The following is a 12,564-nucleotide window of genomic DNA, read 5'->3' on the forward strand; positions in this document are numbered from 1 at the left end:
GGGAGACCCTTCATGCCCTCTTTGACCGAATGGAAAGTGCCGCCGGCCAACCAGCCGCGCCCGGGCGATTACAGTTTTGATCTCGACCGCGCACTGGCCTCGGTGGTCGGGCTGCATTCGATTATCCCCGCCGACGCCTTCAGCGCGGAAACGCTCGGCACCGAGCGCGCCGGCAATGGCGTGCTGATCGACGACGGCCTGGTGCTGACCATCGGCTATCTCATCACCGAGGCCGAGACCGTGTGGCTGCATCTGGGCGACGGCCGCGTGATGCAGGGCCATCCGCTCGGCTTCGACTTCGAATCCGGCTTCGGCCTGGTGCAGGCGCTCGGGCGTCTCGACATCGAGCCGCTGCCACTCGGCTCTTCCGCCATCACAAGGGTCGGCGACCGCGTCGTGCTCGGCGGCGCCGGCGGCCGCACGCGATCGGTCGCAAGCCAGATCGCGGCCAAGCAGGAATTCGCCGGCTATTGGGAATATCTGCTGGATGAAGCGATCTTCACCCACCCGGCGCATCCGAACTGGGGCGGCACCGGGCTGATCTCCGGCCGGGGCGAGCTGATCGGCATCGGCTCGCTGCAGCTCGAACGCGAGCGCGAGGGCAAGGCCGAACACGTCAACATGATCGTGCCGATCGACCTGTTGAAGCCGGTGCTCGACGACTTACGCAAGTTCGGCCGCGTCAACAAGCCGGCGCGGCCGTGGCTCGGGATGTTTTCGACCGAGATCGACAACCGCATCGTGGTGGTCGGCGTCGCCGGCAAAGGTCCCGCGGCACGCGCCGAAATCAAGACCGGCGACGTCATCCTCGCGATCAACGGCGACAAGATCACCAGCCAGACCGGCTTCTACCGAAAGCTCTGGTCGCTGGGGCCTGCCGGCGTCGACGTTCCGCTCACGGTCTATCATGAGGGCGTCACTTTCGACGTGGTGCTGACCTCGGTCGAACGCGCCAAGCTGCTGAAGGCGCCAAGACTTCACTGAGCAAGACTGCACTAACAAGACTGCACCGTGAACGCTGCGCCAGAACAAAAGCTCCAATAAACAGGGAATGCGCAATGAGCGAGGCCGTGGTGGACGACATCGTGGCTGTGCTGCCGCCGCTGCTGCAATCGCTCGAAGCGCTCGGCTTTGTCGCACGCCATCTGAACCCGCCGGATTTCGGTCGCGTGATGGAAGCTGCCGGCACGCCGGACGAGGTGCTGCGCGCGGTGCGCCCGCGGCTTTCGCAGTGGCCCGCGGAATTCAGCGATATCAGGACCGCGCTCGAGACCGCCAGCGACGCGGCGCTGGCCGCCTTCGCAGGGTTACGCGAAGTGCAGAACGGCAATGGCGACCTAGTCAGCGTGTTTCGCTCGCTGCGCTATTCGCCGCGCGCGCAGGAGGCGCTCTATGCGCTGGTCGAAAAATTGCCGCCGGTCAGCGAGTTCTTTGTCGAGCCTTCGCTCCGCGAGGATGCCGATCTCGCCGGACGGCTGGCGCAACCGGCCAATGAAAACACCGGCATCTTCCACGACCATAACGAGCCCGGCAGCCGCGGTGGCTTCTCGCTCTATGTGCCGGAATATTATACTCCGGACCGCGCCTGGCCGCTGGTGATGGCGCTGCATGGCGGCAGCGGCAATGGCCGCGGTTTTCTGTGGAGCTGGCTGCGCGACGCGCGAAGCCAGGGCGCCATCCTGATCGCGCCGACCGCGACCGGAAATGCTTCGAACAGCAAAACCACCTGGGCATTGATGGGCGAGGACACCGACACGCCGAACCTGATGCGCATCCTCGAACAGGTGCGCTCGCGCTGGAATATCGACGCCACAAAAATGCTGCTGACCGGCATGAGCGACGGCGGCACCTTCTGCTATGTCAGCGGGCTCGAAAGCGGCTCACCGTTCACGCATCTCGCGCCGGTCTCAGCGACGTTCCATCCGCTGATGGCTGAAATGGCGGATGCGGAGAGACTGCGCGGCCTGCCGATCTACCTCGTGCATGGCAAGCTCGACTGGATGTTTCCGGTGCAGGTGGCGCGGCAAACCCAGCAATTGCTATCGGCGGCAGGCGCCAACGTGACCTACCGCGAGATCGACGATCTCAGCCACACCTACCCGCGCGAGATCAACGCGCCAATGCTGGCCTGGCTGCGCGGGGAATAATTCAGGCCGGCGGCGCACGACACGCTGCCGGCTCATTTTCTTTGATGCGTTTGTTCTTTGCTCGCTCAGACCATGCCGCCATTGGCGCGCAGGGTTTGGCCGTTGATCCACGAGCCGTCGGGACCGGCGAGGAAGGCGACGCTGGCGGCGATATCCTCGGGCGTGCCGAGCCGTTCCAGCGGATTCATCTGGGCGAAGCGGTCGATGACTTCCTGCGTCTTGCCCTTGAGGAACAGGTCCGTCGCGGTCGGTCCGGGCGCCACCGCGTTGACGGTGATCGAACGGCCGCGCAGCTCCTTGGCCAAAACCGCCGTCATGGTTTCGATCGCAGCCTTGGTCGCGGCATAGACGCCGTAGGTCTCGATCCGGGTTCCGACCACGCTGGTCGAGATGTTGACGATGCGGCCGCCGTCGCGCAGCCTTCTCGCGGCTTCGCGCATCGCGTTGAAACTGCCCTTGAGATTGATCGCGACCTGCTGGTCGAACAACGCGTCGTCGCTGTCGGCGATTTTTGCGAGCTTCATGATGCCGGCATTGTTGACGAGCACGTCGACACCGCCGAAGGCGGCTTCTTCCGCATCGAACATGCCGCGCACCGCGCTCGCGTCGCTGACATCGGCCTTGGCGGTCAGCGCCCGGCCGCCCTTGCCCTCGATCTTGCGCGCCAGCGCCTCGGCCGATTTGGTGTCGCCGGAATAGTTGATGACGACGGTGAAGCCGTCGCCCGCGAGCCGTTCGGCGACCGCAGCGCCAATCCCGCGCGAAGCGCCCGTTACGATGGCTACCTTATTGGTTTCGTTTGGCATTTCATCTCTCCCACAACTGAGCGGCTTGGCCGCTGCTGATGGAAGAAACCTATGGCTTTCCCCTGCCCGGATAATCATGCATTAATTGGCATCACTATCCGAAAATAACGAATAATAGCATGGACCGATTTGACGCGATGCGGGTGTTCACGCGGGTGGTGGAGCGGCGCAGTTTTTCGCTCGCCGCCGATGATCTCGGCCTGCCGCGCTCGACGGTGACCGACGCCGTGAAGACGCTGGAAGCGCGTCTTGGCGTGCGGCTGCTGGAGCGAACCACGCGGCAGGTCCGCCCGACGCTGGATGGCGAGGCGCATTACCGGCGCTGCCTTTCCCTGATTGCCGATCTCGAGGATGCCGAAGGCGCGTTCGGCGGCGCCAGGCCGAAGGGAATGTTGCGGCTCGAAGTGCAGGGCACGCTGGCGCGACACTTCCTGCTGCCGAACCTGCCGGGCTTTTTCGCGCAATACCCCGACGTCGAAATCAATATGAGCGAGAGCGATCGCTGGATCGATCTGATCCGCGAAGGCGTCGATTGCGTGCTGCGCTTCGGCCATCTGCCCGACAGCGACATGATCGCGCGGCAGGTGGTGGTGCTGGAGCGGCTGACCTGTGCCGCGCCGAATTATCTCGCGCGCTGCGGCACGCCGACTGATCCGGACACGCTCGACGGTCACCGCATGATCGGCCTGCGCTCGCTCACCACGGGACGGTTGCGGCCGATGGAGTTCATGATCGGCGACGCGTTGCGCGAGATCCCGTTGCCGGTGGTGATGTCAGTGACGGGACCCGAAAGTTATCTCGCCACAGCGCGGCTCGGCCTTGGGCTTGTGCAAGTGCCGCGCTTTCACGCCGAGACCGATCTGGCGAACGGAACGTTGATAGAGGTGCTGGCGGATTGTCCGCCGCCATCGGTGCCGGTATCGCTGCTCTATCCGCGCAACCGCCAGCTCTCGCCGCGCGTGCGCGTGTTCATCGAGTATGTGATGCGGGTGTTCGGTCGCATTTGAGCGGCGAACGCCCGCAAGTCATGGGCAGGACTAGCGCCAGCCACCGGACGCCGAGATTCGTTCGCCAGTGAGCCAGGCGGAATCATCCGACGCGAGGAACACTGCGACCTTCGCGATGTCGTCGGGCTGGCCAAAGCGGCCGAGCGGCGTCATGCCGATGACCTGCTTTTTGACGTCGCCTCCGAGCAGGCCGGCGCTCTCGAGCCCTTCCGATGCCGTCGCTCCCGGCGCGACGGCGTTGACGCGGATTTGTCGCGCGCCGAACTCTTTCGCCAGGCTGCGCGTGATCGAATCGACCGCGCTCTTGGTAGCGGAATAGACCACTGAATCCGGCGTCGGATTGAGGCTCGCGATCGACGAGATGTTGATGATGCTACCGCCCTGCGGGCCGAAATAGTTCAGCGCTTGCTGGATGGTCAGCAGCGTTCCCAGCACGTTGGTGTTGAACTCGCGATGAAACTCCTTCTCGGTCACCTTCTCGAGCGGCTCGAACTGATAGACGCCGGCATTGTTCACCAGCACATCCAGCCTGCCGAACGAGGTCTTGGTCTGCTCGAACAGGCGCTTGACGTCGGCGGCATCAGCAACATCACCCTGCACCGCAATCGCCTTGCCGCCCTTGGCCGTGATGTGAGCGACGACGCGATCGGCGCCTTCGCGGCTGGACGCGTAGTTCACCACGACCGCGGCGCCGGCCGCGGCCAAACCTTTTGCGATACCGGCGCCGATGCCTTTCGACGCCCCCGTGACGATCGCCACCTTGCCCTTGAGGTCACTCATTTGGATTCTCCTGACGGGCCGGCCCAGTAGCCGGCGTCTTGTGACCGACTATCTACTTCGGATCAAATGGCTTATTAGGATCGCATCGATCGCAGGATTTGTGCCTGAAATTCGGAAATGACGACAATTCTGGAGAAAACTGCCGGTCTGGTCGCGTTCGTCCGAACCGTGGATTCCGGCTCCTTCTCGAACGCCAGCCGTGCGATCGGCTCCAGCGCATCGGCCGTTTCGAAAAGCGTGGCGCGGCTGGAGCGCCGGCTCGGCGTCCGGCTGCTGCAGCGGTCGACGCGGACGCTGAGCCTCACCACCGAGGGCGCGGCCTATTACGAACGCGTCGCGCCGCTACTCCGCGCGATCGAGGACGCCGAGGACGTCGTGCAGATGGCCGCAAGCGCGCGCGGCCTGTTGCGCGTGACCGCGCCGGTGTTTGTCGGGCGAACGCTGGTCGGTGAATGGTCGCAAGCCTTCCTGGCGCGGCATCCCAACGTCAAACTCGAACTCAGCGTCAGCGATCGCCATGCCGATCTGATCCGGGAAGGTTTTGATGTCGCGTTGCGCATCGGCGATCTCGCCGATACCGATTTGACCGCGCGCAAGCTGGCCGATCTTGCCTTGGTGATGATCGCCTCGCCCGGTTACGTCGCCGCGCGCGGCGTGCCCCGCAGCGTCGAAGATCTGCGCCAGCATGCATGTCTGCGCTATCTGCTCGCCGGAAAGCCCTATCCGTTTGCTTTCGCCGATGGCACCACCATCACGCCGGAAGGCGCGCTTGATTCAGACGACGGCATTACGCTGTATCACGCAGCGCTTCACGGCGCCGGAATCGCGCAGGTGCTCCGCTTCGCCGTCGAGGACGACTTTGCTGCCGGTCGGTTGGTCGAAATACTGCCTGACGTCGCGATGCCGTCGGTTCCGATGCACGTCGTGCACGCCTTTGGTCGGCAACTGCCGGTGCGGGCGCGACTATTCGTCGATTTCCTTGTGGAACGCATGAGCCGGATCGGCAAATAAGTTCGCCACGGAACTTTCCGCCACACTCAGCGTTGTTGGCGCATCATCGGAGGATGTCATGCGAACGTTTGTGGGAATGATTTTGGGCGCGCTGCTGCTGGTCTGCGGCGTCTACGTCTATGATTCGATGAACACGTCGAGTGTGGCAAACGGTCAGGTCGCACAGAACAGCCGCACCATCGTCAACTGGGATGTGGCAGCGACCGACTGGAAGGCGCTGAAGGCGCGCGCCCATGAGGAATGGACCAAGATCGCGTCGAAGTAATCACACGGACCCGTTGCGCAGGAAACCAGAGCGTCCTCGTCACCGACGAGGGCGCTCTTTCCATTGGTGCGATTAGTTCGCTGCCTTCGCCTTCCGCGCGTCCTTGATGACCATTTCGAACTCCGCCATGGTCAGGATACCGGGCACGCGGAACTTGCCGACGATAAAGGACGGCGTGCCGCGGAAACCGAAGGCTTCGGCCTGGGCGTGGTTGCGGGCCAGGATGGCGTCGATCGCCTTGGCGTTGGTGGTGAGGTCGCGGTTGAGGCGGTCCATGTCGATGCCCTTCTCGGCGAGCAACTCGCGGGCGCGCGCCTCGGTCAGCCGTGAACTGACGCCGATCATCGCCTCGTGCGCCTGCATGAACTTGTCCTGATACTTGGCGGCCAGCGCCATCCGCGCTGTGATCTTGGAAACTTCGCCGAGGATCGGCCAGTCTTTCAGCACCAGGCGGACCTTGCCGTCGTCCTGCACCACCTGCGCGATCTCGGGCGCGATCTTGCGGCAATAGGGACAATTATAGTCAAACCATTCGACGATGTTGATGTCGCCATCGGGGTTGCCGGCCGCGGGAATATCCGGGTCGCGCAGCACCAGCGCTTCGGTCAGCACCGCGTCATCATGCGCAAACGCCTGATGTGGCATCGCCGCGGTGCCGAGCAAGGTTGCTCCGGCGCCCATCAGGCCGAGCGCTTCGCGCCGGCTGGGTCCCGGATTGGTTGCGGCTGGTTTTTTCTGCTGGTTCATTGCTGCTCTCGCGACGGCCTCACCCCTGTCTACGCCCAGGATGAGGATATGTTACGCGCCAGCATATAGAGCGCCACCGCAATAATGACCACGGCGAACACAATGTTGAGGGCGCCGCGCCGCTCGGCGAGGAGACGGGCGGAGCGGGTGCCGGCCAAGCCGCCGGTAATACCGCCTGCGACGAACAACCCCGCCAGCGCCCAGGAGACGAGGCCGGACCAGGCATAGCTCGCCGCGGTAGTCATGCCGAACGCGGTGACGGCGACCAGGGAGGAACTGACCGCGTTCATGATCGGCATCCCCGTCGCCAGCATCAACGCCGGCACGATCAGGAATCCGCCGCCGATTCCGAAGAAGCCCGATAGCGTTCCGGTCGCCAGACCAAGGCTGACAATGGCCGGCATGTTGGCCATCGACATCTTGACGTCGGGCAACCCGATCCGCGAACGCGTCTTCAGCATCAGCAGCGCGATCACGATCATGACCAGCGCGAACAGCGCCAGCAGTTTCTGGCCGTCGACCATCTTGCCGAGGATCGAGCCGCCGAAGGCGCCGGCCATCCCCGCGACAGCAAATGTCAGCGCGCAGGACCACACCACCGTGCCGCCGCGCGCGTGGTTGGACAGATTGACGGCGGCATTGGCGGCGACCGCGATGGCGCTGGTACCGATCGCGACGTGCGGTTCGGGCACGCCGACCACATAGACCATCAGCGGCACCGCCAGAATCGAACCGCCGCCGCCGACCAGGCCGAGCGAAAACCCGACCAGCATCCCCGACGCCAGTCCCAGAACGCTTTGCGTCGTGGAGATGATCAAGATGGAAGACTCATGTGCACGGCAGAACCATAGAAGGAATTTCTATGGACTGCCATGGCTGCAGCACAAATCTGCCCTGCAACAGGCGTTCAGCGCATGTGTGATGCTCCGGGCAATGTCCGACGTCAGTCGGGCGCGAGCGCCTTGTCCTGCAATGGTGCGCCGGCGCGGCGCGGCAGCGCCATCAGCGTCCCCGTCATGGTCGCGACCAGGGTTTCAACGCCCTCGTGCTCCGCATAGGCGCGCCCCTCGCAAACGGTGAGCGTACGACCCGGCTTCACGACCGTGGCGCGGAAGGCAAAGCGCTGGCCGCGCGCCGGCGCCAGCAGGTTGGTCTTGAACTCCACGGTCAGGATGTCGGAGCCAACGGGCATCAGCGTGAAGGCGGCGATGCCGCAGGCACTGTCGAGCCCGGCGGTGATGATACCCGCATGCACGAAACCGTTCTGCTGGGTGAAGTCGCTCGAATAGGCCATCGCGAGTTCGACCTCGCCCGGCTCCAGCCGCGCGATCGAAATCCCGAGCGTGCGCATCGCGTGCTGGCGCTCGAACGTATCGGTCGCGATGCTGCGATAGTCCGGGTTTTTCGGCTCGAAACGCGCCATGCTGCTCATGCCGGCACCGCCTCGCTCGGGCTGAGATGCTTCAGCGCGGTATTGCGGATCTCGGGCGAGAACGGCATCGATTTGTGGGCCTGCCGGTCGAGGTGCACGGCGGTGATTTCACAGGTCGCTGATATCTCGCCGGTTTCGGCGTTGCGCATCTCGTGCAGGAAGCGAATCGATTTTTCGCGGATTTCCAGCAGGCGGCTTTTGACTTCGACGATATCCCCGGCGAAAAGTTCGCGCTTGTAGCTGATGTTCTGCTGCACGCCGGCCATGCCGCGGCCGGATTCGCGCAAATAGGAAGGCGTCAGCCCGAGCCGTGCGAACATATTCCAGTTCGCCTCGTCGAATTTGCCGACATACCACATGATGTTCATGTGCCCGACATGATCGCATTGCCACGGATAGACCGTGCCGCGATAGGTCGCGTCCGTCTCCATCGTCTCGCTCCCGCTTGCCGCTGGCCGGCTTTCGATTCTTGATACGGTAGCGTATCAGGGCGGATGCAGGTTAGCAATACGGTACCGTATCAAGAATCGGTGAGGCTCGAATCAATGACCGACGGCAAGAGCGAGAACCGTAAGGACGCAACCTGGATCGAGGCCGGCATGGCGGAAATCGCCCGCACCGGCGTCGAGGGCGTGCGGGTCGAGGTGCTGGCGAAGAATCTTGGCGTCACCAAGGGCGGCTTCTATCGCCGCTTCAAGGATCGCGCGGCGCTGCTGGACGGCATGCTGCAGAACTGGAGCACCGGGCGCATCGCCGCGATCGAAAGGCAGACCAGCCTCGATGGCGCCACCGCGCGCGAACGCTTGCGGGCGCTGGTCGCGCTTTATTCGGAACGCATGAATACCGAGGGCATGGCGGTGGAGCTTGCGATCCGGCAATGGGCGCGATCCGACGAGGCCGCGGCCGCGGCGGTCGCCAGCGTCGATGCCGCGCGCCTGCAGAATGTCGGGCAGCTCTATCGGGCGGCGGGGCTGGCGGCGGAGGAAGCCGACGCGCAGGCGTTCCTGTTATACTGCTTCATCTTCGGCCAGAGCCTGCTGTTCCTCGAACGCGGCCCGCGCAAGCGCGCGCAGCTGATCGCAAAATCAGCCGAGAAGCTGCTTGAGAATGAAGGCTAGGCGCGGCCGAACGATTGGCCGCGCCCTGAGAACTCAGCGATGCATCAGGCCGTGGGTTTCAGCTTCTTGGTGCATTCGCTGTAATAGCCGCCGCCCTTCTGGATCCACTTCAGGCCGCCATTGCCGTTACTGGTCTTGTTGGCGTTGTACTGATCGAGGCAGGTGTGCATGCGCTGCTTGCCGGCGGTCTCCTTGGCGTATTTCGGATCGACAGCGTTCGGATACACCGCAGGTCCCGACGGCACCGCCGGCGCCGCAGCTTCCTTGGCGGGCGCGGCTTCCTTCTTGGCCTTGGCTTCCTTGGGCGCGGCAGCGGGTGCCGCGGCCGGCGCGGCTGCGGGCGCTGCGGCGGTGGCATCCGCACCGCATTGCGCCTTGCGGAAGTCATTCCATTTCTGGCCGCCGAGCGTGCCGGCGGTCTTGGCGGCCTGGTATTTCGCGCTGCATTCCTGCGCGGTAAGGGCCTGTGCCGGCGACGTCACCATGAACGCCGCAAAACCCGACACCACCATTGCGCAGAGTGTTTTTGCTTGATTGGTCATCCTAAGGCTCCCTTGGGGCAGTTTAACTGGGGCAATTTAGCTTGGGCCATTCAACTTGGGCAGATCGTCCTTGTGCAGTTACTGTGCAATCATTCAGGGGTTTTGACCTGCACCGCCATCCTAACGCAACCAAAGCTTGCGGCAACGAAAGCCGCGATTTTCCGTTCAAAATAATGTGGCTGTCAAAGACCCGGATAGTCCGGTCCATTCACTTAACGTTCAGCATCACGGCGCGACGGTCGCGCCCTTGTCTTCAATCCGAGGTACCCCATGAAGATCTCTTCCCTTGTCACCGCGACCGCGATTGCTTCGTTCCTGCTGATGGGCGCGGCGTCGGCGCAAACCGCCGCGCCGGCTGCCAAGACCGAGGCGCCGAAGACCGAAACCAAGGCACCGGCCGACAAGAAGGCCGCGGCGAAGCCGCGGACGCCAGGCTCGCTCGAATGCTCCAAGCAAGCCGACGAGAAGGGGCTGAAGGGCAAGGAACGCAAGAAATTCCGTTCCGCCTGCAAGAAGGAATTCGCCGACAAGGAAAAGGCGGCGGGAGCGAAGTGATCACCTGCCCTTGCTGCTTCAGGGCAAGGACCAGTTCGCATCTGCATGGTTGATGGTGCTGGTTGCCGCCCGCGGACCCTCGCGAGCGGCCATCGCTTGTCCGCGAATTGACGTCCGCCCCCAGGCCGGACGATGGCTGGCGTACGCATTGCAGCAATCGCGTGGTGCATTTGTCGCACGATGCGGGATTTGCCATAAGGCGGCGTGAGCCTGATCCCCGCATCGATGACGTCTGCGATTCCTGACCGCGCCAGGATTCTCTCCACGATCGAGACAATCGTCCTCGGCGCCGCTGGCGGCTTGCTGTTTCTTTGGGCAAACCTGCCCGGTGGACTGATCTCCGGCGCGATGTTCGCGGTCGGCATCGCCGCGATCTGCGGACGGCCGCTCGCGATGCCGCCGATCCTGACGCAAAGCGTGCTGCTGCTGCTCGGAATCACGCTGGGCTCGCTGGTGTCGCGGCAGCTGATCCAGCACATGAGCTCCTATCCGCTGACCATCGGACTTCTGGCGCTCGCCACCTTCTGCTCGACCTTCGGCAGCAGCTTTTACCTGCAGCGCTTCCACGGCTGGGACCAGACCTCGGCCTTGCTGGCCGGAAGCCCCGGCGCGCTGTCGCAAATCACCATCCTCGCCGCCGAGAAGGGCGCCGACGTCGCTGGTATCGCCGTGGTTCAGACCATGCGCGTGATCATCCTCACTGCCGCCCTGCCGCTGCTGCTGGCATTGACCGGAATCGCGCCATCGGCGCCGCCGAACATCGCCGCCATCATCGCCTCGCCGCTCGAACTGGCCGTATTGATCGCGGCTGCGGTCGCGGTCGCGCTGCTGTTGCTGCTGATGAAATTTCCGGCGAGCTGGATGTTCGGCGCGATGATCGCCTCGAGCGTGCTGCACGGCACCGAGATGATCGAGGGCGGGCTGCCGCCCTGGATGCGCGGCGTGGCGCTGGTCGGCATCGGCGCGGTGATCGGCACGCGCTTTGCGCGGGTGAAACGGTCGACGCTGCTCAGCCATGTCAATGCCGGGTTCGGCTCGTTCGCGGTCGCGATTCTGATCTCGGCGATCTTCGTCGCCATCATCGCGCTGACCACGAATGTGCGGCTGGCTGACGTGCTGGTGGCGTTCGCGCCGGGCGCGATGGACGCCATGCTGGCGCTGGCCCTGACGCTGCACATCGACCCGATTTTCGTCGGTGCGCACCATCTGTCGCGCTTCGTGTTCGTCTCCATCACGACGCCGGGCATCGTCCATCTGTTCGGACGGCCGCAGGACGATGTGGATGATTAGGCTCGCTTCGCTGACTTGATGCCCCACGCCGCGATCGCAGCCATCGCCAGCGAGATCAGCACATTGTAGCCGGCGAGCGAGAGCCCGAGGAAGCGCCACTGCACCTCGTCGCAGCGGATCACTTTCACGGTGTCGAGGCGCTCCAGCAGCGTGCCGGCGCTGCCGAGATCGACGACCGAGCCCGAGCAATCGGTCGGGCCCTGCCAGAACTTCCATTCGACGCCGGCGTGGTAGCCGCCGAGCCAGGCGTTGTAGAGCGCAGCCAGCGCCAGCAGGGCGAGGCCGGCCAGCAGCACCGGGCGCGGCGCGTCCCGCGAGGCCACGAACGCGACCAGCAGGGCGAGCGGGACCGCCAGATAATAGGCGTAGCGCTGTTCGAGGCAGAGCGGACAGGGGCGGATATCCAGCACCAGTTGGAAGAACCAGGCGCCCGCCAGGGTCGCCGCCGCGATGGCCGCGATCGCCAGTGCGGCGACAACGACGGGATTGGCACCAAGCCCGGCATGTGACGGATTTGCGGTGGCATGAAGCGTCACGGGCGTTCTCCAACGATAACAACGTCCTATCCCGCTGATACGGCGCTGTCGAGGCGCGGGACAATCACATCCGCGCGGGTTGACCCGCCGAAACCGCCCGCTATATTCCGCCGGCTTCGCGGTACCGGCCTTCTGGCCGGCGCCCCGAGGGCCCCTGTGGCGGAACTGGTAGACGCGCTCGACTCAAAATCGAGTTCCGCAAGGAGTGCTGGTTCGATTCCGGCCAGGGGCACCATTATATGGAAAAAATAATAATAAAATCAAATAGATAGCGCCGTCGGCAAAGGCCCATTACACACCTGTTCCCACATTTCAATCTGCGATGGAC

16 protein-coding genes and 1 tRNA gene are annotated in these 12,564 nt (G+C 64.0%); 9 read left to right on the forward strand and 8 right to left on the reverse strand.

What is annotated here, in order from left to right:
• Positions 1 to 12: 12 nt before the first annotated feature.
• Together ABIE49_RS16725 and ABIE49_RS16730 are read left to right on the forward strand one after the other, a co-directional pair.
• Positions 13 to 984 (forward strand): S1C family serine protease, encoded by a 972-nt coding sequence (locus tag ABIE49_RS16725; protein WP_192738349.1) that lies wholly within the window; start codon positions 13 to 15, stop codon positions 982 to 984.
• A 74-nt stretch (positions 985 to 1,058) separates the two neighbouring features.
• The gene (locus tag ABIE49_RS16730; RefSeq protein ID WP_192738350.1) at positions 1,059 to 2,147 is read left to right on the forward strand and encodes a carboxylesterase family protein; all 1,089 of its coding nucleotides are present in this window, start codon (positions 1,059 to 1,061) and stop codon (positions 2,145 to 2,147) included.
• Positions 2,148 to 2,212: 65 nt separating this feature from the next.
• On the opposite strand, the gene ABIE49_RS16735 is transcribed toward ABIE49_RS16730, so the two are convergent.
• Positions 2,213 to 2,953, reverse strand: coding sequence for an SDR family oxidoreductase (locus ABIE49_RS16735; RefSeq protein ID WP_192738351.1), 741 nt, complete (start codon positions 2,951 to 2,953; stop codon positions 2,213 to 2,215).
• Between the two features lie 119 nt (positions 2,954 to 3,072).
• Between ABIE49_RS16735 and ABIE49_RS16740 the strand changes: the two genes are divergently transcribed.
• The gene (locus ABIE49_RS16740; RefSeq protein WP_192738352.1) at positions 3,073 to 3,960 is read left to right on the forward strand and encodes a LysR family transcriptional regulator; all 888 of its coding nucleotides are present in this window, start codon (positions 3,073 to 3,075) and stop codon (positions 3,958 to 3,960) included.
• A 30-nt stretch (positions 3,961 to 3,990) separates the two neighbouring features.
• Here ABIE49_RS16740 and ABIE49_RS16745 read toward each other — a convergent pair whose 3' ends face one another.
• Positions 3,991 to 4,740 carry a glucose 1-dehydrogenase gene (locus ABIE49_RS16745; RefSeq protein WP_192738353.1) on the reverse strand — a complete coding sequence of 250 codons (750 nt, stop codon included), beginning with the start codon at positions 4,738 to 4,740 and terminating at the stop codon, positions 3,991 to 3,993.
• 117 nt (positions 4,741 to 4,857) lie between these two features.
• Here ABIE49_RS16745 and ABIE49_RS16750 point away from each other — a divergent pair, with 117 nt between their 5' ends.
• Together ABIE49_RS16750 and ABIE49_RS16755 are read left to right on the forward strand one after the other, a co-directional pair.
• Positions 4,858 to 5,751, forward strand: coding sequence for a LysR family transcriptional regulator (locus ABIE49_RS16750; RefSeq protein ID WP_192738354.1), 894 nt, complete (start codon positions 4,858 to 4,860; stop codon positions 5,749 to 5,751).
• Positions 5,752 to 5,809: 58 nt separating this feature from the next.
• A complete protein-coding gene (locus tag ABIE49_RS16755) occupies positions 5,810 to 6,016 on the forward strand; it encodes a hypothetical protein (RefSeq protein ID WP_192738355.1) in 207 nt (68 codons plus the stop codon).
• 72 nt (positions 6,017 to 6,088) lie between these two features.
• Here ABIE49_RS16755 and ABIE49_RS16760 read toward each other — a convergent pair whose 3' ends face one another.
• From ABIE49_RS16760 to ABIE49_RS16775, 4 genes are all read right to left on the reverse strand, one after another.
• Positions 6,089 to 6,763 (reverse strand): DsbA family protein, encoded by a 675-nt coding sequence (locus tag ABIE49_RS16760; RefSeq protein ID WP_192738356.1) that lies wholly within the window; start codon positions 6,761 to 6,763, stop codon positions 6,089 to 6,091.
• Between the two features lie 29 nt (positions 6,764 to 6,792).
• Entirely contained in the window at positions 6,793 to 7,578 is a 786-nt protein-coding gene (locus ABIE49_RS16765; protein ID WP_192738384.1) for a sulfite exporter TauE/SafE family protein, read from the reverse strand.
• A gap of 128 nt (positions 7,579 to 7,706) precedes the next feature.
• Complete coding sequence (locus tag ABIE49_RS16770) at positions 7,707 to 8,186, reverse strand: PaaI family thioesterase (RefSeq protein WP_192738385.1); 480 nt, start codon at positions 8,184 to 8,186, stop codon at positions 7,707 to 7,709.
• A 5-nt stretch (positions 8,187 to 8,191) separates the two neighbouring features.
• A complete protein-coding gene (locus ABIE49_RS16775) occupies positions 8,192 to 8,626 on the reverse strand; it encodes an acyl-CoA thioesterase (RefSeq protein ID WP_192738357.1) in 435 nt (144 codons plus the stop codon).
• 114 nt (positions 8,627 to 8,740) lie between these two features.
• Between ABIE49_RS16775 and ABIE49_RS16780 the strand changes: the two genes are divergently transcribed.
• Positions 8,741 to 9,313 carry a TetR/AcrR family transcriptional regulator gene (locus ABIE49_RS16780; RefSeq protein ID WP_192738358.1) on the forward strand — a complete coding sequence of 191 codons (573 nt, stop codon included), beginning with the start codon at positions 8,741 to 8,743 and terminating at the stop codon, positions 9,311 to 9,313.
• Between the two features lie 44 nt (positions 9,314 to 9,357).
• On the opposite strand, the gene ABIE49_RS16785 is transcribed toward ABIE49_RS16780, so the two are convergent.
• Positions 9,358 to 9,855 (reverse strand): hypothetical protein, encoded by a 498-nt coding sequence (locus ABIE49_RS16785; RefSeq protein ID WP_192738359.1) that lies wholly within the window; start codon positions 9,853 to 9,855, stop codon positions 9,358 to 9,360.
• 270 nt (positions 9,856 to 10,125) lie between these two features.
• Between ABIE49_RS16785 and ABIE49_RS16790 the strand changes: the two genes are divergently transcribed.
• A complete protein-coding gene (locus ABIE49_RS16790) occupies positions 10,126 to 10,410 on the forward strand; it encodes a PsiF family protein (protein ID WP_192738360.1) in 285 nt (94 codons plus the stop codon).
• A gap of 204 nt (positions 10,411 to 10,614) precedes the next feature.
• Positions 10,615 to 11,700: an AbrB family transcriptional regulator gene (locus tag ABIE49_RS16795; RefSeq protein WP_502915909.1), complete on the forward strand. Its 1,086-nt coding sequence runs from the start codon at positions 10,615 to 10,617 to the stop codon at positions 11,698 to 11,700.
• Here the strand turns inward: ABIE49_RS16795 and ABIE49_RS16800 are convergent.
• Complete coding sequence (locus ABIE49_RS16800) at positions 11,697 to 12,236, reverse strand: disulfide bond formation protein B (protein WP_192738362.1); 540 nt, start codon at positions 12,234 to 12,236, stop codon at positions 11,697 to 11,699. The genes ABIE49_RS16795 and ABIE49_RS16800 overlap by 4 nt on opposite strands.
• Positions 12,237 to 12,386: 150 nt before the next feature.
• On the opposite strand from ABIE49_RS16800, the gene ABIE49_RS16805 reads away from it, so the two are divergent.
• Positions 12,387 to 12,471, forward strand: a tRNA-Leu gene (locus ABIE49_RS16805).
• Positions 12,472 to 12,564: the final 93 nt, after the last annotated feature.

The organism is Bradyrhizobium sp. OAE829 (assembly GCF_040546575.1).
Lineage (GTDB): Bacteria > Pseudomonadota > Alphaproteobacteria > Rhizobiales > Xanthobacteraceae > Bradyrhizobium.